Origin of the sequence: Salinivibrio sp. ES.052 (assembly GCF_900141775.1) — a bacterium.
Classification (GTDB): domain Bacteria; phylum Pseudomonadota; class Gammaproteobacteria; order Enterobacterales; family Vibrionaceae; genus Salinivibrio.
This window is the reverse complement of record NZ_FSRI01000001.1, coordinates 318433-338440: the sequence shown is the minus strand read 5'-3', so window position 1 is coordinate 338440 and position 20008 is coordinate 318433. Positions and strand designations below refer to the sequence as shown.

Sequence of the window (20008 nt, the reverse complement as noted above, 5' to 3'; positions counted from 1 at the left end):
GCTACCGTACTACACATCGCTTACATTGTGTGCATTCAGACGGACAGACACAAGTATTATTAGCGCAAAGAGCTAAGCCCCTTTGCGCTAGCTTCATCATTACACTTTAATTCGGTCGCGGTTTTTCTCCAGTGTCGATGGACCGATCCCCTTCACGTCCGTCAAATTATCTGGCGAGGTAAACTCACCATGAGCTTGACGATACTCGATAATGGCTTTGGCTTTCGCAGGGCCAATACCGTTGAGTAGTTCTGATAACTGCTGCTCGCTCGCCGTGTTGATATTCACTGAATGACTTTCCACTTGTTCTGATACTTGCGCTTCATCTTGGCTAGCACTCAAGACAACAGGGGAAGTTATCAATGCCAAGACAAACATGATACTGGACAATACGTGCTTCATGGGCTAGTTCCTTATTGATTAAGTTCATCCCCACCCTACTGTCACGCTTAAGCGATTGCATGGTACCGATAAAAGAAAAACGACGCAGGACAAAACCCTAACGCCGTTTTTGTTTGTTCACATCATCTAATGCGAGAGAAGTCTCACTCTGCTAGATGACAGGATAATTTATTACTGTGAACCTGATTCTGCATAGGTAACATCTACCTCATCACGCAATGCTTGCAATGTTGCCGACAAAGACATATTGCTCATCGCGCGAGCGACACGAGATGCCATCTGGCTTTGTGGGCTAATATCAGGGATTTCAGGATCGATAACATCGTCCAGTGCAACCACAACGATATTGCCTTGTTCATCCTGAGTCACACCATAGCTAGCACTTACTTGTTCTGGCTGAGGTAGTGAGAAAGCACGCTCTGCAATCGCTTGTTGCTGAGACACGCGGTTGAGTATTTGTGCCTTACTGAATGCGTAACCGCCATCTCCCAACTCGCCAGTTTCTTCTAGCTGTGCAACCAATGCATTGGCTTTTTCTTGCGCCTGCTCTCGTCCTTTTTCCGCGGCGAGCGTATCACGGACCTGACTTTTAACCTCCGCAAAGCTTAACTGCTTTTCGGGTTTCACATCGTCAAGTCGAACGACAATAGCGTGCTCACCTGACAGCTCAATAAGCTCAGAGTTGAGGCCGTTTTCACGCACGTCATAACTATCCAACGCTTGCTGGATTTGAGGGCGTGCCATCAGTCCCTTCGCTTTTTCTGGCGCAAAGTAATCGGTGAACTGCACAGTCGCATTGATGGCATCGGCCGCTGGCTCTAAACCATTTGCTTCTTCAAACGCCACTTCAGCAAGTTTTGTCGTTTGGGCATAGAAACGATCCGCAGCATGCGCTTGCTGCAGCGCTTGACGAATATCCTCTTTAACCTCAGCTAAAGGTGTCACGTCAGCCGGGTCAATATCATCTAAGCGAATAATATGAAAGCCGAAGTCAGATTGAACTAGACCGCTAATGTCCCCTTTACTGTTAAGCCCATAAGCGGCTTTTTCAAACGCAGGATCCATCACGTCAGGTTCGATCCAATCTAGTGAACCGCCTTGTTCTGCACTAAAGGTGTCATCAGACACTTCTTTTGCCAGTGTTGTAAATGCTTCACCTTGATTAAGACGTTCTAACGCGTCCTGTGCACGCGCTTTCGCTTCATCGCCAGTGCCTTCAATCAAGATGTGGCTGACTTTTCGTCGTTCTTGCGAGCCATACTGTGACTGATTCTCTTGATAATAGGCACTGATCTCATCATCCGAGATCTGAATATCACTTGCCAAACTGTCACCGGTCAATGCTACATAGGCGACTTTCACCATACGCGGCTGAACATAGTCATCGCGATTGGTTTGATAATAGCTCTCGAGCTCTTCATCACTCAATGTCACCTTCTCCGCGAAAGTATCAACCGATAAAGTGATGGTACGCACTTCACGACTCTGCGCTTCGAGACGATACAGGCTTTCTAACTCACTAGGTAATACGAAGGCTGTACTTTGCAGGCCATTAACCAACTGTTGGCGCATCAAGTCTGTACGCATGTAGTTAGCAAACTCATCTGCACTCATGCCAGTTTGACGTAATGCCGCTTGATAACGCTCGTTATTAAACTGACCAGACTGACGGAATTGAGGCATCGCTCGAATCGCGGCTTTCACTTGCTCATCACTGACACGTAAGCCCAACTTGCTTGCTTCTTGCTCCAAAAGCAAATCATTGACCATGCGATCCAGAATATTTTGACGAAAACGCTTCACGTACTCTGGATTACCAAGCAGCTGATTGAATTGCTCTCCTGCTTGTTGTTGCATACGCGCACGCTCATTTTGATAGGCGCGATCCAGTTCAGCACGGCTGATTTCTTTATCACCTACGGTTGCAGCAGGCGGGTTGGAGCCCCCTGCCAGGTAACTGCCGACACCGGCAAAAGCAAAGGAAAAGATAATAAGGCTTAAAATGATCTTCACCACAAGACTATTGGTGCCTTCGCGTATACGTTCCATCATAACTGGCCGGTACTCCAACTGATTTGGGTTGGTTATTTTTCAACTAAAAAGGCGCATCGTTTGATGCGCCTTTACGCTCTTCTGCGTCGAATTATACGCGGTTGTTAGTGGCTTTGCAGCTCCAACACCCTGTCAAACGCGAATAATTCGGTACGGAGTCACGTGATAATTAATCGTTCACTGCGTCTTTTAACGCTTTACCGGCCTTAAAGCCAGGTACTTTTGCTGCTGCAATATCGATTTCAGCGCCCGTTTGCGGGTTGCGGCCCTTACGTGCCGAACGCTCACGCACTGAGAAGGTACCAAAACCCACTAACGCGACTTGATCGCCTGATTTCAGTGTTTCAGAGACAGAGTCTACGAAAGCATCCAGTGCGCGGCCCGCCGAGGCCTTAGAGATATCCGCACCTTCTGCAATATGATCAATCAGTTCCGACTTATTCACTTTTTCATCCCCTTAGATTACATCTCCGCAAATTCTATTAGGATTGCGGTTTTCAATAACAGACGCTTTGTCGACGAAAGACGTTGAAAGCGCGCTTGCCCGCCCCATGCAGGCAATAACTCAAAGTAACGTTAGCGAGCAAAAAAAACGCTGACAAGCCTTTTACGGTCCGTCAGCGTTTTAGGTTGCTTAATTTTGCTGCATGTCACTCTTTTCAGCGTTCACTAACTCAATACCGAGTGGGTTATTCTCCAACGCAATGGTCAACACATCGTCAATCCACCGTACTGGGTGAATCGATAACGCCTCTTTCACATTGTCAGGAATATCCTCTAGATCACGCTCGTTTTCTTTTGGAATCACGACGGTTTTAATCCCACCGCGACGCGCTGCCAATAATTTTTCTTTCAAGCCGCCAATTGGAAGCACTTCACCACGTAAGGTGATTTCTCCCGTCATCGCGACATCGGAACGCACTGCGTTACCGGTTAAGCTTGACACCAAGGCAGTACACATCGCGATGCCCGCACTTGGGCCATCTTTGGGCGTTGCGCCTTCTGGGACGTGGACATGAATATCACGCTTCTCGTAAAAGTCGCTATTGATACCCAGCTTCTCAGCACGGCTACGCACCACGGTCATCGCCGCTTGCACTGATTCTTGCATCACGTCGCCTAACGAACCGGTATGTGTCAGCTTACCTTTACCTGGCATAGACTCTGTCTCGATAGTCAGCAAATCACCACCGACTTCGGTCCAAGCAAGGCCCGTTACCTGACCGACACGGTTTTGCTCATCCGCTTTGCCGTAGTCGAAACGCCGAACTCCCAAATAATCTTGGAGGTTGTCGTTAGTCACCGTGACCTGGGTAAGATCTTTATCGAGCAAGATTTCTTTAACCGTTTTACGACATAGCTTCGAAATTTCACGCTCTAAATTACGAACACCGGCTTCACGCGTGTAATAACGGATAATGCCAATAATCGCTGAATCTTCGATAGTGATTTCATGCGGCTTAAGACCATTACGTGCAACCTGTTTATCAATCAAATGACGCTTAGCAATATTCAGCTTCTCGTCTTCGGTATAACCTGATAAACGAATCACTTCCATGCGATCCAGCAAGGGGCCGGGAATATTCATGGAGTTTGACGTCGCCACAAACATAACATCAGAGAGATCGTAATCCACTTCTAAGTAATGATCGTTAAAAGCGTTGTTTTGCTCTGGGTCGAGGACCTCCAACAAAGCTGATGACGGATCGCCACGCATGTCAGAGGAGACTTTATCAATCTCATCCAGTAAGAACAGCGGGTTACGCACACCGACTTTGGACATTTTCTGGATCAGTTTACCTGGAAGCGAGCCAATATAAGTACGGCGGTGACCGCGAATTTCCGCTTCATCACGTACCCCGCCCAATGCCATGCGCGTATACTTCCGTCCCGTGGCACGCGCGATAGATTGACCTAAAGAGGTTTTACCCACTCCTGGTGGACCGACCAAGCAAAGGATAGGACCTTTAAGTTTCTTCATCCGGTTTTGAACCGCAAGATATTCTAAAATCCGGTCTTTGACTCGCTCTAGGCCATAGTGATCCGCATTCAGCACGTCTTCTGCACGGGCTAAGTCCTTCTTCACTTTTGAGCGTTTTGCCCATGGCACACTGATCATCCAGTCAATATAGCTGCGTACTACCGTGGCTTCTGCCGACATCGGAGACATCATTTTTAGCTTTTGCAGCTCTTGCTCGGTTTTTTCCCGCGCCTCCTGCGGCATTTTTGATTCTTCGATTTTCTGCTTCAGCGTTTCAAACTCATCCGGCGCATCATCCAGCTCACCCAGTTCTTTCTGAATGGCTTTCATTTGCTCGTTGAGATAATACTCGCGCTGACTCTTTTCCATCTGTTTTTTGACACGGCCACGGATCCGCTTCTCAACCTGAAGTAAGTCAATTTCTGATTCCATCATGGTCATCAGATATTCAAGACGCTCAGAAATATCTACAATTTCTAGGACTTGTTGCTTATCTTCAAGCTTCAGCGGCATGTGCGCAGCGATGGTATCAGCCAACCGAGCGGCTTCTTCAATCCCATTCAGCGATGTTAACACTTCAGGTGGGATCTTTTTGTTGAGCTTAATGAAGCCTTCAAACTGACTGATCGCCGTTCGAACGAGAACTTCTTGCTCTCGTTCATCCAAACTCGGCGTGTTCAGGTAATCAGCCTGAGCAGTGAAGAAATCATCTTCACTAAACTGATCGATGCTTGCACGTTGCATCCCTTCAACCAGGACTTTTACTGTGCCATCTGGAAGTTTAAGAAGCTGAAGGATGGTTGCTACCGTACCTACGGTATATAAATCTGAGATACTGGGGTCATCAGTTGCTGCATCTTTTTGCGCAACCAATAGAATCTGTTTGTCATTGTCCATCGCCGCTTCAAGGCAGCGTATCGACTTTTCCCTTCCCACAAAGAGCGGGATTACCATGTGAGGATAAACCACCACATCCCGAAGTGGCAGCACCGGAATGTCAATGCGCTCGGAACGCTCCAAGTTCATATGCTTCTCTCTTCCGTTCAATCTGATTAAGAGTATATGGGGTCTGTTGGACAGGTTTCAACGGCTTCACCGTCAGAAAATAAAAAAGGGAGTTGTCACTCCCTTTTCTTTATCGCTGATAAAACAAGTGATAAGCGCTACTCACCGCCTGCTACTTGGTTATCAGTGTGTTCATACATCAGTAGAGGCGCTGATTCACCTCGGATCACTGAATCGTCGATCACGACCTTACTCACGTCTTTCATTGCGGGTAAGTCGTACATCGTATCCAACAACACCGCTTCCACGATAGAACGAAGGCCACGTGCACCTGTCTTGCGTGTCATGGCTTTTTTCGCAATCGCACGCAGTGCATCGTCCCGGAACTCGAGTTCAACGCCGTCGAGCTCAAGCAACGCACCATATTGTTTGGTTAACGCGTTTTTGGGCTCACGAAGAATTTGCACTAACGCATCTTCATCAAGCTCTCTAAGCACCGCTGTCACTGGCAAACGCCCGATAAACTCAGGGATTAAACCATACTTAACCATGTCTTCTGGTTCGACCTTGCCGAAAAATTCGTCAGCGGATCGTTCTGTGGCACCTTTAACTTGCGCACCAAAACCAATGCCAGAGCCTGTATCTACGCGTTGCTCGACGACTTTATCCAATCCAGCAAACGCGCCACCACAAATAAATAGGATTTTCGAGGTATCAACCTGGAGAAACTCCTGCTGTGGGTGCTTACGTCCACCTTGCGGAGGGATCGACGCAACTGTCCCTTCAACCAGTTTTAGCAGCGCTTGCTGCACCCCTTCACCGGAGACGTCACGCGTAATAGACGGATTGTCTGATTTTCTAGACACCTTATCGATTTCATCGATGTAAACAATACCGCGTTCTGCCTTAGCAACATCGTAGTCACACTTTTGCAGCAGTTTCTGGATAATGTTTTCGACGTCTTCACCCACATAACCGGCTTCAGTCAGTGTCGTGGCATCGGCCATCGTAAATGGCACATCCAAAAAGCGCGCGAGGGTCTCCGCCAATAGCGTTTTACCACTACCCGTTGGGCCAATAAGCAGGATGTTACTCTTACCTAGCTCAACGCCATCTGCGCTCTTATCACCGTTTCGCAAGCGTTTGTAGTGGTTGTATACCGCAACCGAAAGCACTTTTTTCGCTTGCTCTTGACCAATAACATAATCGTCCAGATGCTCTCGAATTTCGCTTGGCGCAGGCAATGCATCACCTTCGCGCTTCGGCATAACTTCTTTGATCTCTTCACGAATAATGTCATTACACAGATCAACACATTCATCACAAATGTAGACCGATGGTCCAGCAATTAACTTGCGAACTTCGTGTTGGCTCTTACCACAGAATGAGCAGTAAAGCAGCTTTCCGCTTCCACCGTCTTTTCGCTTGTCTGTCATTCGCTAACCTCTTTGGGGCACTTGCCCGTCGTTGCCTTATGTTGAGTTTACAACAAATCGGCCACTTTTTCCGACCCAACAACCATCAAGCCTTGACTCATGAGTGAAGTTTTTCTCATTTCAAGGCTCTGTGGTCTATCGGGTTTAGTCTCGTTGACTCAATACGGCGTCAACCAAGCCATAATCCACCGCTTCTTGCGCAGCCATGAAGTTATCACGGTCAGTATCACGCTCGATTACTTCCATCGGCTGGCCAGTATGCTCAGCCAATATGGTGTTAAGGCGGTGCTTCGTTTTAATCATTTCCTGGGCATGGATCTCAATATCAGACGCTTGGCCCTGGAAACCACCTAGTGGCTGGTGAATCATCACACGTGAGTTTGGCAGACAATAACGCTTGCCTTTCGCGCCACCCGCCAGCAAGAAAGAGCCCATTGAACAGGCTTGTCCCGTACAAAGGGTGCTGACGTCGGGTTTAATAAATTGCATGGTGTCGTAAATCGCCATGCCTGCAGTGACCACTCCGCCCGGCGAATTGATGTACAGATAGATATCTTTCTCAGGGTTTTCAGACTCTAAGAACAACATCTGCGCCACTATTAAGTTAGCCATTTGATCTTCCACTTGCCCAGTCAGGAAGATGATGCGTTCTTTTAGCAGGCGAGAGTATATATCGTAAGAGCGCTCACCGCGCGAGGTTTGTTCCACCACCATAGGGACAAGTGCGTCCATAATTGGCGGCATGGCATTTTTATCTTGATGGCTCATAGCGTAATATCCCTAATCGAATTCGTTATAACTCTTGCCTTAACCAAGGTTTAGCACAAAACGCTGTAACAGGTCACTAAAATCTTATATCGATGAACGCAGCTTAATGATCCACCGAGAGTTTTTGCTACAAAAATGGCTCTCGCTATCCAATGATAAACGGCCAATCATTCAGACCAACAGATGGAAAAAATGGCCCAAATGACAAGTCATTAGGGCCATTGTAAGCAGATACGTTTACGCAGTGTCAATGCAACACTAACGTTTTTTAACCTGAATTACGCTTGCTGAGAAGCGTTCATTAGGTCACTGAAACCGACTTCGGCTTCAGTCACTGTTGCTTTGGCTAGCAGTGCGTCAATAGCTTGCTCTTCAAGCGCAACGTTACGCATGTTTTCCATCAGCTTTTCGTCTTTCTCATAGTAAGCGACAACTTCTGATGGATCTTCGTACGCAGACGCCATTTCTTCGATCAGTGCTTTAACACGCTCATCATCAGCTTCAAGCTCTTCTGACTTGATCACTTCCCCAAGCAGAAGACCGACGCTTACACGGCGTTTCGCTTGCTCTTCGAACAGCTCACGTGGTAGCTGAGAAGCGCTATCCATGTTGCCGCCAAAGCGTTGTGCCGCTTGCTGGCGTAGTGCTCCAATCTCTTGCTCAATCAAGGCAGACGGTACGTCGATTTGGTTTTGCTCAACTAAACCGTCAAGTACCTGCTCTTTTACCTTGTTTTTGATCGCTTGCTTAAGCTCGCGATTCATGTTCTTACGAACTTCTGCTTTCAGACCTTCAACACTGCCGTCAGCAATGCCGAAACGCTGAACGAACTCTTCAGTTAGCTCAGGTAGCGCTTGCTCTTCAACTTGGTGCAGTTTAATCGCAAATTGGGCCGCTTTACCTTTCAGGTTTTCAGCGTGGTAGTCTTCTGGGAAGTTCACATCAATAGTAAATTCTTCACCCGCTTTCTTACCGACAAGGCCTTCTTCAAAGCCAGGGATCATTCGACCTTGACCCATCTCTAGCTGGAAGCCTTCTGCTTTTCCGCCTTCGAACTCTTCCCCGTCGATAGTTCCCACGAAGTCTAGGGTCACGCGGCTGTTTTCTTTCGCTTCACCCTCGGCGTCTGCCCAGCTTGCTTGCTGTTTACGCAGGGTTGTCAACATTTCGTCAACGTCGCTCTCTTGAACGTCAGCGGTTGGCTTTTCTACTTTGATCCCATCAAGGCCTTGTAACTCGACGTCTGGATAGACTTCAAAGTCAGCTTTGAACACCAAATCTTTGCCTGCTTCATTTTCAACTGGTGTAAAGCTTGGTGCACCCGCTGGGTTAACCTTCTCTTGAATCATCGCTTCAATGAAATGACGTTGCATCACTTCGCCCAGTACGTCTTGGCGTACGGTATCACCATACATACGTGACACCATCGCCAATGGAACTTTACCTTTGCGGAAACCATCAAAACGACGATTCTTAGCGATATTGCGTAGCTCTTTAGTGACTGCATCATCAATGTTTGCAGCAGGCACTGTAATGGTCATTTGGCGCTTTAGGCCTTCGGTGGTTTCAACGGTAACTTGCATTATAAATTTAACCTCAAATTTACTCAGGGGTACTGAGTGATGTTTACCAGTATTTTCTGGTGGCATCATCCGAGCTATGAATCCGTCATAGCCCCTGCGAATCCGGATACACGCAATTGGCGTATCGAGCTATCTCATCCGAGACTGAAAATTAAGACGCGCTATTATAGCGGCACCCGTCAACTGAGTCGAGACAAGGGGCGACCGATGGCGTTTCAATATTGAAATTGGGGTGATATCTCACAATTCAACCGCTAAAGATCACAGTTTTTACGGTTTTGTGTGCGTTTGATTATTTTTAAAGCAACCCAAAAGGCCTGAAAAGCGGAAAGCACATATGTGAAAGGTGGCGCGCCCTACAGGATTCGAACCTGTGACCCACGGCTTAGAAGGCCGTTGCTCTATCCAACTGAGCTAAGGGCGCAATATTGATGTGCAGCGTGGATTATAAAGCGACGTTGGGCCCCGTCAACGCTTTTCCCTAAAATGTTGACTTGTTTGCTCAAAAGCGCGTCATTTTGTTGCCGGGCGAATACTGACTGATTTTTCACGAAGCAATGAAACAAGCTAGATCGCCGACTCTTGATGCGCATCTCGGGTGGTATGCGCCTTAATCACATACAAAATCGTCCTGTTATTGCCTCAATCACTCAAAGCAAACGTTTGCGTAATAGATTTCAGCCACGATTTTTGTCACAATAATACCCAACATTGCTTTAGCCAAAGGATCGTTATGGCCGCACAACTGATTGATGGAAAACTGATCGCGCAAACCGTGCGTCGTGAGGTCGCTGCACGCGTCACCGCCCGTACTGAAGCAGGGCGCCGAGCGCCAGGGTTGGCCGTTATCTTGGTAGGAGAAGACCCCGCCTCACACGTTTATGTTGGTAGCAAACGCCGCGTCTGTGACGAAGTTGGATTTGTATCACGCTCTTATGACCTTCCCGCATCTTGCTCACAACACGAGTTGCTTTCTCTCATTGATACGTTAAACCACGACGACAGTATCGACGGTATTTTGGTGCAACTTCCTTTACCTGCCGGCATTGATTCTACCTCTGTGTTAGAGAGGATCCGCCCTGATAAAGATGTAGATGGTTTCCATCCCTATAATGTTGGTCGCTTATGTCAGCGTATGCCAACGCTGCGATCATGCACCCCAAAAGGCATTATCACGCTACTCGATCGTTATAATGTTCCTTTACGCGGGAAACATGCAGTGGTGGTTGGTGCATCCAATATTGTTGGCCGCCCGATGACACTAGAGCTCTTACTCGCCGGTTGTACAACTACGACCTGCCATCGCTTTACTCAAGACTTAGAAACACATGTGCGCCAAGCCGACGTATTAGTGGTTGCGGTTGGTAAGCCCAAGTTTATTCCTGGCGACTGGGTTAAACCCGGTGCAATCGTGATTGATGTGGGAATAAACCGTATGAATGACGGTAAGCTAATGGGGGATATCGAATACGATGTCGCTTATGAAAAAGCCAGCCATATCACCCCCGTTCCCGGCGGTGTGGGACCGATGACAGTCGCGACCCTGATTGAAAACACCCTAATGGCATGCGAGCAATACCACGACGCAAACTAAAACGATGGAGAGGGTCTGCAAGACTCTCTCATCTATTGCGTATATGCCATTCACATGCATCGTTATCAACAACACGCTTTTTGATCTGCTACTGGGTGTCGCTGTTATCGAATACCACGAGCTGATTACGGCCTGACGCTTTCGCTTGATAAAGCGCTTTATCGGCTAAGAGCAAAAGCTCGGTCAAATTTCCAGAGCGAGACGCAACACCAATACTCACCGTAATGCGAAGAGGAAGATCTGTCACCGTCATAACGCGATCCGCAACAGCTTGGCGATAGTTTTCTAAAGACTGCGTAAAGGCGGTCAACTTACGTTGTGATAAGATCCCAAATTCTTCCCCACCTAGGCGTGCGACCCTATCATCCGGACAATGCATTGCTAGCATACTTGCAACCTCAATCAACACATCATCCCCTGTATGATGGCCGTGCTCGTCATTTACACGTTTGAAATGATCAACATCAATGATAGCTAAGTGCTTACATGCCTCATCGGGAAGCTGTTCGTTACGCTCAAAAAAATAACGCCGATTCCACAGCTGGGTTAAGAAATCAGTATTGGCCAAAGTGAATAGCCGCCTTTCATTATCCATAGCATCAAGGCAACTATGTACGCGACAGAAAAACTCCTCCTGATTAAAAGGTTTAGTCAGGTAATCATTGGCACCGGCTTTAAGAAAGCGCGCAGTCAACGCGCTCTCGTTATGCCCTGATAAGCCGATAATCGCCTGAGTTAATTCCGTTTCTCTTTTTCGGATAGCATAGACTAATTGGAGCCCATCGACTTTGGGCATTTCATAGTCGGTAATAATCAGTGAGATATCGGGCTTCTGTGCCAATATTGTTAATGCCTGCTCACCATCTTTAGCTTCGAGCACTGTTAAGTACTGCCGTTCTAACAGTGTTACGATGTGCTTACGCAGTGAAAACGAGTCATCCACCACCAAGACATGGTGACGTTTATTGCGAGAAAGGCGAGTCAGTAAGGAGCAAACAGCCTGAATACAATGGCGATTGTCTTTGGGTACATAGTCAATGACAGGCTTCGCGAGAATTTTCGCGCGAACTTTTTCGGTTTGAGAAGCGGTGAGGACAATGACCTTCAAGCCCACGGATAAGCAAACATCGATAATCTCACCATGTTGGGCATCAGGCAGATTATAATCGAGTACCGCACACATAAAATCAGTGGTGTGATTGATAACCGCTTGGGCTTCCGTCAGGCATGTCGCAGTGACAGGGTGAAAGCCACACTGACGCACTTCATGCTCAGCAAGCATTCTAAATGAACGGCTATCTTCAACGATAAATACAGACTCCAACCGGCCGCCTCCTCATACTGAGACACTGACTACCGAGTGTAGCAGCCAAATTGAGCGGTTGAGCTAATGAGCTGCTTTGATATCTGTGTTATTAACACAAAGCTCAGTTTGTCTGTTGAGCATTTTTATTAATAAGATACAGCGCTTCTCGCCGTCTCTTTCTTTAAAAATCGCTTCCGCGCCCGCAAATTGACCATACTCAACCGTCACACGCTGGCCAGGCTTAAAGCCTTGATGCAAGGTTTCTCGTTGCTCATCACTGTCTTCCAGCACCATAAGCTGCTGGATAAGAGCAAGATCCACGGTTACCGGATAGGCACCTTGACGGACAAAATCCACCACCCCGCGCGTAGAGCGAACAGACGTATACTGAACACACTCGGGATCAAAATAGGCAAAAACATAGTTAGGAAATAAGGGCTCTTCAACTTGCTGATACTTTCCTCGACGCAGCTTTTCAACCGTGACTATAGGGTAGTAACAGTCAACCCCTTGTCGTTTCAAGTTTTGCTCCGCACGTTGTTGTTCAGTGCGCTTACAATAAAGTAAATACCAATGTTTCATGTCGGTCTGTCCCTGAAGTCTATCGACGTTGGTAGTTGCCTAAAGCGACGTGAGTATACGGAGGTTAACCTTGAGCAGCAAGCTGGGCTAATGACGAAGCGACGACATTAGCCCCTTTTTATTGAGGAATGCATCTAACGGTTTGAGTATTAAGCAATCTTTTGGATATCAACGCTGAAGCTATTCAGGCCCACTTCATTTAACGACACACGCGCATCTCCCGATTGCATATCTACGGTTTGGAATTGACTGCTAAAGGCATCACGGCCCAACCAATGCTCGCTATGCATCAAACTCGTTGTTCCGCAACTATCGACCGTCGCTTTCAGACCTGCAGGCAGAATGTCGAGTTGATTTTCGGCGGTACTCAGAACACCAAACATAGCACGCACCGGTGATGTGTAAGCTGACGCGCGAATCGCGTCCTCAATACGTTTAACTAAGGTAAGAAACCCCCTTTCATTGACGTCACTTGATCGCACAAAGTCATTAAAGAATGCGCGGATCATCAAGGTCGTCGCCGTGCCATCTTCTTCGGCAGATGCCGAATCTACGACGTAAAACGCCATTTTACCGCCCAGAAGCCAAGCATAATCAAGAACAATCGGGTTCGCATCAGCCGATTGCAGGGAGTGATAGGATAAGCGCCATGCACCTTGTTGAGAGTCAGGTTCTGGCATCAGTCCCATGAGTAACTCACGTGCGCTCCCCGGATTATGGCGTAACGCATCGAGGTGCCACTTCAACTCGCTTTCAGATGCACCACGATCCGCATCCTCACTGACTTTAAACCACTGCTGGCTAAAATCATCGTTAGCATGTACATCATCGTTAGCATCATCAATTACCGCTTCTATCGCTTTTTTGACGACACGGATATCTTCAATCGGCTTGATCAAGAAATCCTTCACTCCAAACCGAAGGGCTTGGGCGACATCGGTCATTCCCCCCGTACCAGAAATCACAATCATAGGTAACATAGGGTATTCGAGACTGACTTCCTCAACAAACTCAAGTCCTGTCATTACTGGCATGGATAGATCACTAATGAGTAGATCGGGAATCGACTGCCTTAATGCCTGCAACCCTTCCAAGCCATTTTCTACTTCTCTGACTATCGCTCCCTCTCTTTCCAGAAAAGATGCGATCATCCGGCTGAAGACGGGATCATCTTCAACAATTAACACTTCTTTATTATGCAACACGACGCTCTCCTCCAGGACTGCAAAGCAGCGGCTGTTTCAATTTTCACTGTACTAATCGTAGCTGAATCCAGACACACCCGTTATCGCTAATGATATTTAATTCAGTAGCGAACTATAAACAACTGTTTAAAATAATTATTTTTTCGGTGCTTAACGATGTGTATCTTCAAAGCCATTTACCGGCAGCATAAAAAAGGCTTGAAAATCAATGACACTATAAGAGTACGCTACTCCGTATTGAAAGTGACACTGGTACCAATTAATACATGACTCCTATCACATAATGTATACAGGTACTGTATAAATATCGAGCCATATCGATATTCACTCACGTGTTTTTTTTGACTGCGTAAAAAACTTGCCAATTATGACGTCAAGAACTATTCGTTAGTAAAGGAGAACGTATATGGGCATCTGTCTCCGCACGCTGAAGAAGTTGGACTGTTACAGACAATCGTGCGCCGACCGTTGCACCTTTATTTAGGGAATAATGAGCGGGGTTGCTATGATTCTAGGTCACTTAGTCGGGTTATATACCCACCCAAAAAAAGAATGGAAGACCATTGGTGAACGGCATGAAGGAGCATCAAACAGTATCGGTCATGCGCTGTTATTAGCCTTGATCCCGCCCGTATGTGCTTACTATGCGAGTGTGAACATTGGCTGGAAAATCGGCGCAGGCGATCCCATATTTATGACGCCGCAAAGCGCGCTCTTTATTGCCAGCGCAATGTATTTGGCTCTGCTCGGTGGCGTAGCAGCACTTGCCTATTTAACCCTGTGGATGAGTCGCACGTTTGGATCCGCCCCTACCTATACCCAATGTTTGGAATTGGCCGCTTATACCGCGACCCCGATTTTTATGGTGGGGCTGGCAACGCTCTATCCCGTAGTGTGGTTTGTTATGATAGTGGGCTTGATAGGTATTGCCTACTCTGTTTATCTACTCTATACGGGGGTACCGATACTCATGGAAATCCCTGAAGAGCGAGGGTTCATCTATGCGAGCTCTGTCGTCACTTGCGGGTTAGTTTTGCTGGTCGCGATCCTTGCTGCCTCGGTCATCCTGTGGAATGTCGGCATGGGACCTGTCTTTACCCATTAATCTACATAGACTAAACGGGCTAACGCTGAAAAACGCCGCGATATCTATCGCGGCGTTTTCAATTAGTCCTCGTTATGTATCTCTAAGTTAGCCAACTCTTGCTGCTGCTCACGTACCGTTTTAGCATCATCATTGCGTAAGCTTTGCACATACTCGAGGTAAGCCTGATCGACATCTTGTGTCACATATTCGCCGCTAAATACCGAAGCTTCAAAGCGTTCAATCGCGGGATTGGCCTCCCCGACAGCGGCGACTAAATCAGAAAGATCTTGATAAACTAATCCATCGGCCCCAATTAAGTGCCCAATTTCATCCACTTCACGGCCATGTGCAATAAGCTCATTGGCCGTTGGCATATCAATCCCATAAACATTTGGGAAACGCACTTCTGGTGCCGCTGATGCCATGTACACTTCTTTGGCGCCCGCTTCACGTGCCATTTCGATGATCTGCTCTGACGTTGTACCTCGTACGATGGAATCATCCACCAAGAGTACGCGCTTATCTTTGAACTCTGAGCGTATCGCATTGAGTTTACGACGAACTGATTTACGCCGCATTTGCTGCCCCGGCATAATGAAAGTCCGACCAACGTAGCGATTTTTCACGAACCCTTGGCGGTATGGCTTATCTAATACCTGTGCGATTTCTAATGCAATATCGCAAGATGTCTCAGGAATTGGGATCACAACATCGATGTCGACGTCATCCCATTCTCGCTGAATTTTAGCGCCTAACTTTTGACCCATACGAATACGGGCGCCATAAACCGAAATTTTGTCGATAAAAGAATCCGGCCGAGAAAAATACACAAATTCGAAGATACACGGATTCAAACTCGGGGACTCCGCACACTGGCTGGTATGTAATTGGCCATCTAGCGTAATATAGATAGCCTCGCCTGGTGCAACATCCCGTACAAAATCAAAGCCAACGGCATCCAACGCCACTGTCTCCGACGCCACCATGTATTCAGTGCCGGTTGCTGTATCCCGTTTACCTAAACATAAAGGGCGGATTCCTTTTGGATCGCGAAACGCAATCACGCCATGACCAATCACCATCGCGACGACGGCGTATGCCCCTGACACTTCCCGGTGTACCGATGTCACCGCCGTGAACATGTCTTCTACCGTTAACGGGTGTGAGGTCGCTGTAGAGAGTTGATGGGCGAGCACGTTGAGAAGAATTTCAGAGTCGGAAGTTGTATTAAGGTGACGGCGATCTTTTTCGAATAATGACTGACGCAAGGCTTCGGCATTCGTCAAATTACCATTGTGTGCCAGTGTAATACCATAAGGCGAATTGACATAAAACGGCTGTGCTTCTGACGCACTTGAGCTTCCTGCAGTAGGGTATCTAACGTGCCCTATTCCCACCTGGCCTTGTAAGCGCTGCATATGCTTGAGCTGAAACACATCCTTGACTAAACCATTGGCTTTTCGAAGCCGGAAACGATTGTCATCGATAGTGACAATGCCAGCGGCGTCTTGTCCTCGGTGTTGAAGCACGGTAAGTGCATCGTAGATGGACTGATTGACTGGACTGTTACCAACGATTCCAACAATACCACACATGTCAGCGATTCCTTGTTACGCAAATATCACCCTAAGATCCTGCGATCTCAGGTAAGAAACTGGAGCTGTTCTCGAGGTAGTGAAAGAACCACTCAATCACTACCGCAAAGTTAGGAATGAGTTGCGATTGCTCCCAAGCTTGGTTTTTGGCTACCGACGTAAAGGCATCGAGGAAAAAAAGCATCGCCGCGATGATTAACACCCCGCGAACACTGCCAAATACCATACCTAGTACTCTATCAGTGCCAGACAACCCTGTTTTCTCTACCAACTGGGCAATCACATAATTGACCACTGCACCAACCATTAAGGTGGCGATAAATAATAAGGCTATCGCACTGCCATTACGGATAACCGCATCTTGGATATTAGTCAGATACACCGCTAATTGCGTATAGAATTGGCTCGCGATAAAAAAAGCACCAAACCAAATCACTAATGACAATGCTTCTTTTACAAAGCCTCGAATCACACTAACTAACGCCGAAAAACCAATGACGCCAATAATGAGGTAATCAATCCAATTCATCGTATTCACTTGCTCGAGACGTGCGCATTCTAACAGAAAAAATGCTCACGCAAACGTTTTCTTATTGGGTAAGTGGGTCAAATTTGCGCAACTGTCCCTTCAATCCTGTTAGCGATTGCAGATCAGTCAGTTGCGATTCGAGTGTGGTTCTAGAAACATTTGGGCCAACAATGACCTTGGCCAAGTCACCCGCTTTAATGTCTTTAGGCAATATATGAGCCTGATAGCCTTTTTCGCGTAATTGTTTAACGAGGCGACGGGCATTATCTTGATTCCGAAACGTGCCAAGACGGATCATCCACGCACTTTTATCTTCACTCATGGACGGTGAAACCGATGCGCTTTGCGTCGAGTCAGATTTCTCCGCAGCAGATGTTCCAGTCGGCGTATTAGGTTGGGTTTCTTCTTTCACCCGTGTATCTGGCACCGAGATATCGACCACCTGAGGCTCTTCAATCGGCACTTGGCTTGCCTCGCTATCAAAATCATCCCGCAGAGGAATGCTCTCATAGCTTTCTTGGTAGTGCTCTTTTTTGCCATCAAGCACATCAGGCAGCACTATCACACCGATAGACACTAACACCAAGGTACCAACCACTCTTTTTTGTAACTTACTGGCCACAATGACTCCGTTTTAGTTAAGCGTGCCCATTACCTGCCCAACGGTATGGAACGACCCAAATACGACCACACAGTCACGATCTGGTTCAGCCTGAGTCAATGCATATTGATACGCATCACTTGGCGAGGCGAATGTCTCTTTTGCCGTCACAGGTAACATCTCAGCCGCGGCGCCTCGGGGCACCGTTAGAGAGGCAGGATACCAACAGTCTACAATTCCCTCAAAACAGGCTAATGTACCCGCAATATCTTTATCCGCTAACATCGCGACCACAGCATGAACGCGTCCTGCTGACGCCGCTTTTCGCTGAGTCAGTTTATCGGCAAGATACGCTGCGGCATGCGGGTTATGTGCAACATCTAACACGGTGTAAGGTGAATCAGCTATCACCTGCATCCGCCCTGGTAACGAGACCGACGCTAACCCCTCTGTAATGTGGGTATCGGCAATCTCGAGATCCGCAACCCCCAGTGCCATCAACGCCGTTGCCGCATTTTGCAGCGGAATTGCAGGGATCGGTAATGCCGTCAGCTCAAACGCTCCAGCCGCCCAGCGCCACGTATCGTCAGTTATCGCATAGGTATACTGGTAGCCCTGCTGGTACAACTCCGCACCAATCGCATCGGCGTGAGCAGCCACACTGGCAGGAGGTGAAGGTTGTCCACAGATAGCGGGCTTCTCCGCACGGAATATTCCCGCTTTTTCATAGCCAATTTGGTTGATGTCATTGCCCAACCAATCGCAGTGATCCAACGCAAGGCTGGTGATGACAGATACGTCATGCTCAACCACATTAGTGGCATCCAAACGTCCCCCTAGACCAACTTCTAAGATCACCACATCTAGCGAATAACGTTTAAATAACTGTAGAGCCGCTAAGGTACCAAACTCAAAAAAACTGAGGCTCGTCTCACCGCGCGCATGATTGATATCAGCAAAGGCTTTCGTGTGTTCATGATCGGCAAGCAACTCGCCATTGATCCGGACACGCTCATTGTAGCGAACAAGATGTGGCGAACTATAGACACCGGTGCGGTAGCCTGCACGCTGTAAAATAGCGTCTAATAGTGCGCACGTTGTGCCTTTGCCATTGGTACCTGCAACAGTAATAACCTTAGGGGCTGGTTTGGTCAGTTGCGCGTGCTCGGCGACCGCCGCAACACGTTCAAGGCCAAGGTCGATGGCACTGGTATGAATACTTTCTAGATAAGACAGCCACGTCGTCAAAGAGGACGTGGCTGTTGGGCGCTGTAGTTCAGACATTGGCTTGGTCAGTTACTCGATGATGGGCAAATGATACCAAGGATAACGCGATGGAACACGGCCAATTATTGGTCTTGAGAGGAAGGCGCCACTTCAGACTCTTCTGGCGCTTGTGGTTTATCTTGTTCAACATCGACCACTAACGGAGATTTCACATTATTTAGCTTCGCAAGCAAGCCAGCCAAACGCTGACGCATCTCTCGACGGTCGACGATCATGTCAATCGCGCCATGCTCAAGCAAGAACTCACTGGTTTGGAAATCTTCTGGTAGGTTCTCACGGACAGTTTGCTCAATGACGCGGCGCCCCGCAAATCCAATAATGGCTTTTGGCTCTGCAACATTGATGTCACCCAACATGGCAAAGCTCGCGGTGACTCCCCCGTAAGTCGGATCAGTCAACACCGAAATAAAGGGCAAATGGTGGCGAGACAAGCGCTCAAGGGCGGCACTGGTCTTGGCCATTTGCATCAATGACATCAAGGCTTCCTGCATCCGCGCACCACCACTGGCTGAAAAACACACCAGGCCACACTTATTTTCAATTGCCTGCTCAACCGCTTTGACAAACCGTGCGCCAACAACGGCCCCCATCGAACCGCCCATAAATTTAAACTCAAACGCACAAGCGATCACCGGAACATCAAGCACACTGCCCTTCATGACCACGAGCGCATCTTTCTCACCGCTCGACTTCTGCGCCGCGACTAAACGATCTTTGTACTTTTTAGAGTCACGGAATTTCAACACATCTTTGGGTTCAAGTTCACCCGCAATCTCTTCCCTCCCATCCGTGTCTAAAAACACATCGAGACGACGGCGGGCTGGCATGCGCATATGGTGTTCACATTTCGGACAGACTTCCAAATTGCGCTCGACATCAGCGTGATAAAGCACTTGATCACACGACGTACACTTGGTCCAAACACCCTCTGGGATTGATGCTTTGCGCGATGAACCAATATTGCTTTTGGTTAATATTTTTTCTAGCCAGCTCAT

Annotated in this window: 17 protein-coding genes and 1 tRNA gene; 2 read left to right on the top strand and 16 right to left on the bottom strand. The window is 47.7% G+C overall.

Annotation, left to right across the window (positions count from 1 at the left end; translation table 11 throughout):
* Nucleotides 1-99 precede the first annotated feature (99 nt).
* From BUQ98_RS01595 to BUQ98_RS01560, 8 genes are all read right to left on the bottom strand, one after another.
* Nucleotides 100-402 (bottom strand): ComEA family DNA-binding protein, encoded by a 303-nt coding sequence (locus tag BUQ98_RS01595; RefSeq protein ID WP_074212191.1) that lies wholly within the window; start codon nt 400-402, stop codon nt 100-102.
* A 171-nt stretch (nt 403-573) separates the two neighbouring features.
* Nucleotides 574-2454: a peptidylprolyl isomerase gene (gene ppiD, locus BUQ98_RS01590; protein WP_074212190.1), complete on the bottom strand. Its 1881-nt coding sequence runs from the start codon at nt 2452-2454 to the stop codon at nt 574-576.
* A gap of 169 nt (nt 2455-2623) precedes the next feature.
* Nucleotides 2624-2899, bottom strand: a complete 276-nt coding sequence (gene hupB / locus BUQ98_RS01585) for a nucleoid-associated protein HU-beta (RefSeq protein ID WP_074212189.1) — start codon at nt 2897-2899, stop codon at nt 2624-2626.
* A 189-nt stretch (nt 2900-3088) separates the two neighbouring features.
* Entirely contained in the window at nt 3089-5461 is a 2373-nt protein-coding gene (lon, locus tag BUQ98_RS01580) for an endopeptidase La (protein WP_074212188.1), read from the bottom strand.
* Between the two features lie 137 nt (nt 5462-5598).
* Nucleotides 5599-6876 (bottom strand): ATP-dependent protease ATP-binding subunit ClpX, encoded by a 1278-nt coding sequence (gene clpX / locus BUQ98_RS01575; RefSeq protein WP_074212187.1) that lies wholly within the window; start codon nt 6874-6876, stop codon nt 5599-5601.
* A 144-nt stretch (nt 6877-7020) separates the two neighbouring features.
* Nucleotides 7021-7644 (bottom strand): ATP-dependent Clp endopeptidase proteolytic subunit ClpP, encoded by a 624-nt coding sequence (gene clpP / locus BUQ98_RS01570; RefSeq protein WP_074212186.1) that lies wholly within the window; start codon nt 7642-7644, stop codon nt 7021-7023.
* Between the two features lie 278 nt (nt 7645-7922).
* Entirely contained in the window at nt 7923-9227 is a 1305-nt protein-coding gene (gene tig, locus BUQ98_RS01565) for a trigger factor (protein ID WP_074213541.1), read from the bottom strand.
* Between the two features lie 347 nt (nt 9228-9574).
* Nucleotides 9575-9651 (bottom strand) — tRNA-Arg (locus BUQ98_RS01560).
* A gap of 309 nt (nt 9652-9960) precedes the next feature.
* Between BUQ98_RS01560 and folD the strand changes: the two genes are divergently transcribed.
* A complete protein-coding gene (gene folD / locus BUQ98_RS01555; RefSeq protein WP_074212185.1) occupies nt 9961-10821 on the top strand; it encodes a bifunctional methylenetetrahydrofolate dehydrogenase/methenyltetrahydrofolate cyclohydrolase FolD in 861 nt (286 codons plus the stop codon).
* Between the two features lie 88 nt (nt 10822-10909).
* Here the strand turns inward: folD and BUQ98_RS01550 are convergent, their stop codons facing one another.
* The 3 genes from BUQ98_RS01550 to BUQ98_RS01540 form a co-directional block, all read right to left on the bottom strand.
* Entirely contained in the window at nt 10910-12145 is a 1236-nt protein-coding gene (locus tag BUQ98_RS01550; RefSeq protein WP_074212184.1) for a GGDEF domain-containing response regulator, read from the bottom strand.
* 63 nt (nt 12146-12208) lie between these two features.
* Nucleotides 12209-12709, bottom strand: coding sequence for a transcription/translation regulatory transformer protein RfaH (rfaH, locus tag BUQ98_RS01545; RefSeq protein ID WP_074212183.1), 501 nt, complete (start codon nt 12707-12709; stop codon nt 12209-12211).
* Between the two features lie 149 nt (nt 12710-12858).
* Nucleotides 12859-13914 carry a response regulator gene (locus BUQ98_RS01540; protein WP_074212182.1) on the bottom strand — a complete coding sequence of 352 codons (1056 nt, stop codon included), beginning with the start codon at nt 13912-13914 and terminating at the stop codon, nt 12859-12861.
* Nucleotides 13915-14419: 505 nt separating this feature from the next.
* Here BUQ98_RS01540 and BUQ98_RS01535 point away from each other — a divergent pair.
* A complete protein-coding gene (locus BUQ98_RS01535) occupies nt 14420-15019 on the top strand; it encodes a Yip1 family protein (RefSeq protein WP_074212181.1) in 600 nt (199 codons plus the stop codon).
* 62 nt (nt 15020-15081) lie between these two features.
* Here the strand turns inward: BUQ98_RS01535 and purF are convergent, their stop codons facing one another.
* The 5 genes from purF to accD form a co-directional block, all read right to left on the bottom strand.
* Entirely contained in the window at nt 15082-16596 is a 1515-nt protein-coding gene (gene purF / locus BUQ98_RS01530) for an amidophosphoribosyltransferase (RefSeq protein WP_074212180.1), read from the bottom strand.
* A 31-nt stretch (nt 16597-16627) separates the two neighbouring features.
* Nucleotides 16628-17125: a CvpA family protein gene (locus BUQ98_RS01525; RefSeq protein WP_074212179.1), complete on the bottom strand. Its 498-nt coding sequence runs from the start codon at nt 17123-17125 to the stop codon at nt 16628-16630.
* Between the two features lie 61 nt (nt 17126-17186).
* A complete protein-coding gene (locus tag BUQ98_RS01520) occupies nt 17187-17747 on the bottom strand; it encodes an SPOR domain-containing protein (RefSeq protein ID WP_074212178.1) in 561 nt (186 codons plus the stop codon).
* 12 nt (nt 17748-17759) lie between these two features.
* Nucleotides 17760-19010 (bottom strand): bifunctional tetrahydrofolate synthase/dihydrofolate synthase, encoded by a 1251-nt coding sequence (gene folC, locus BUQ98_RS01515; protein WP_074212177.1) that lies wholly within the window; start codon nt 19008-19010, stop codon nt 17760-17762.
* Between the two features lie 65 nt (nt 19011-19075).
* Nucleotides 19076-20008: an acetyl-CoA carboxylase, carboxyltransferase subunit beta gene (gene accD, locus BUQ98_RS01510; protein WP_074212176.1), complete on the bottom strand. Its 933-nt coding sequence runs from the start codon at nt 20006-20008 to the stop codon at nt 19076-19078.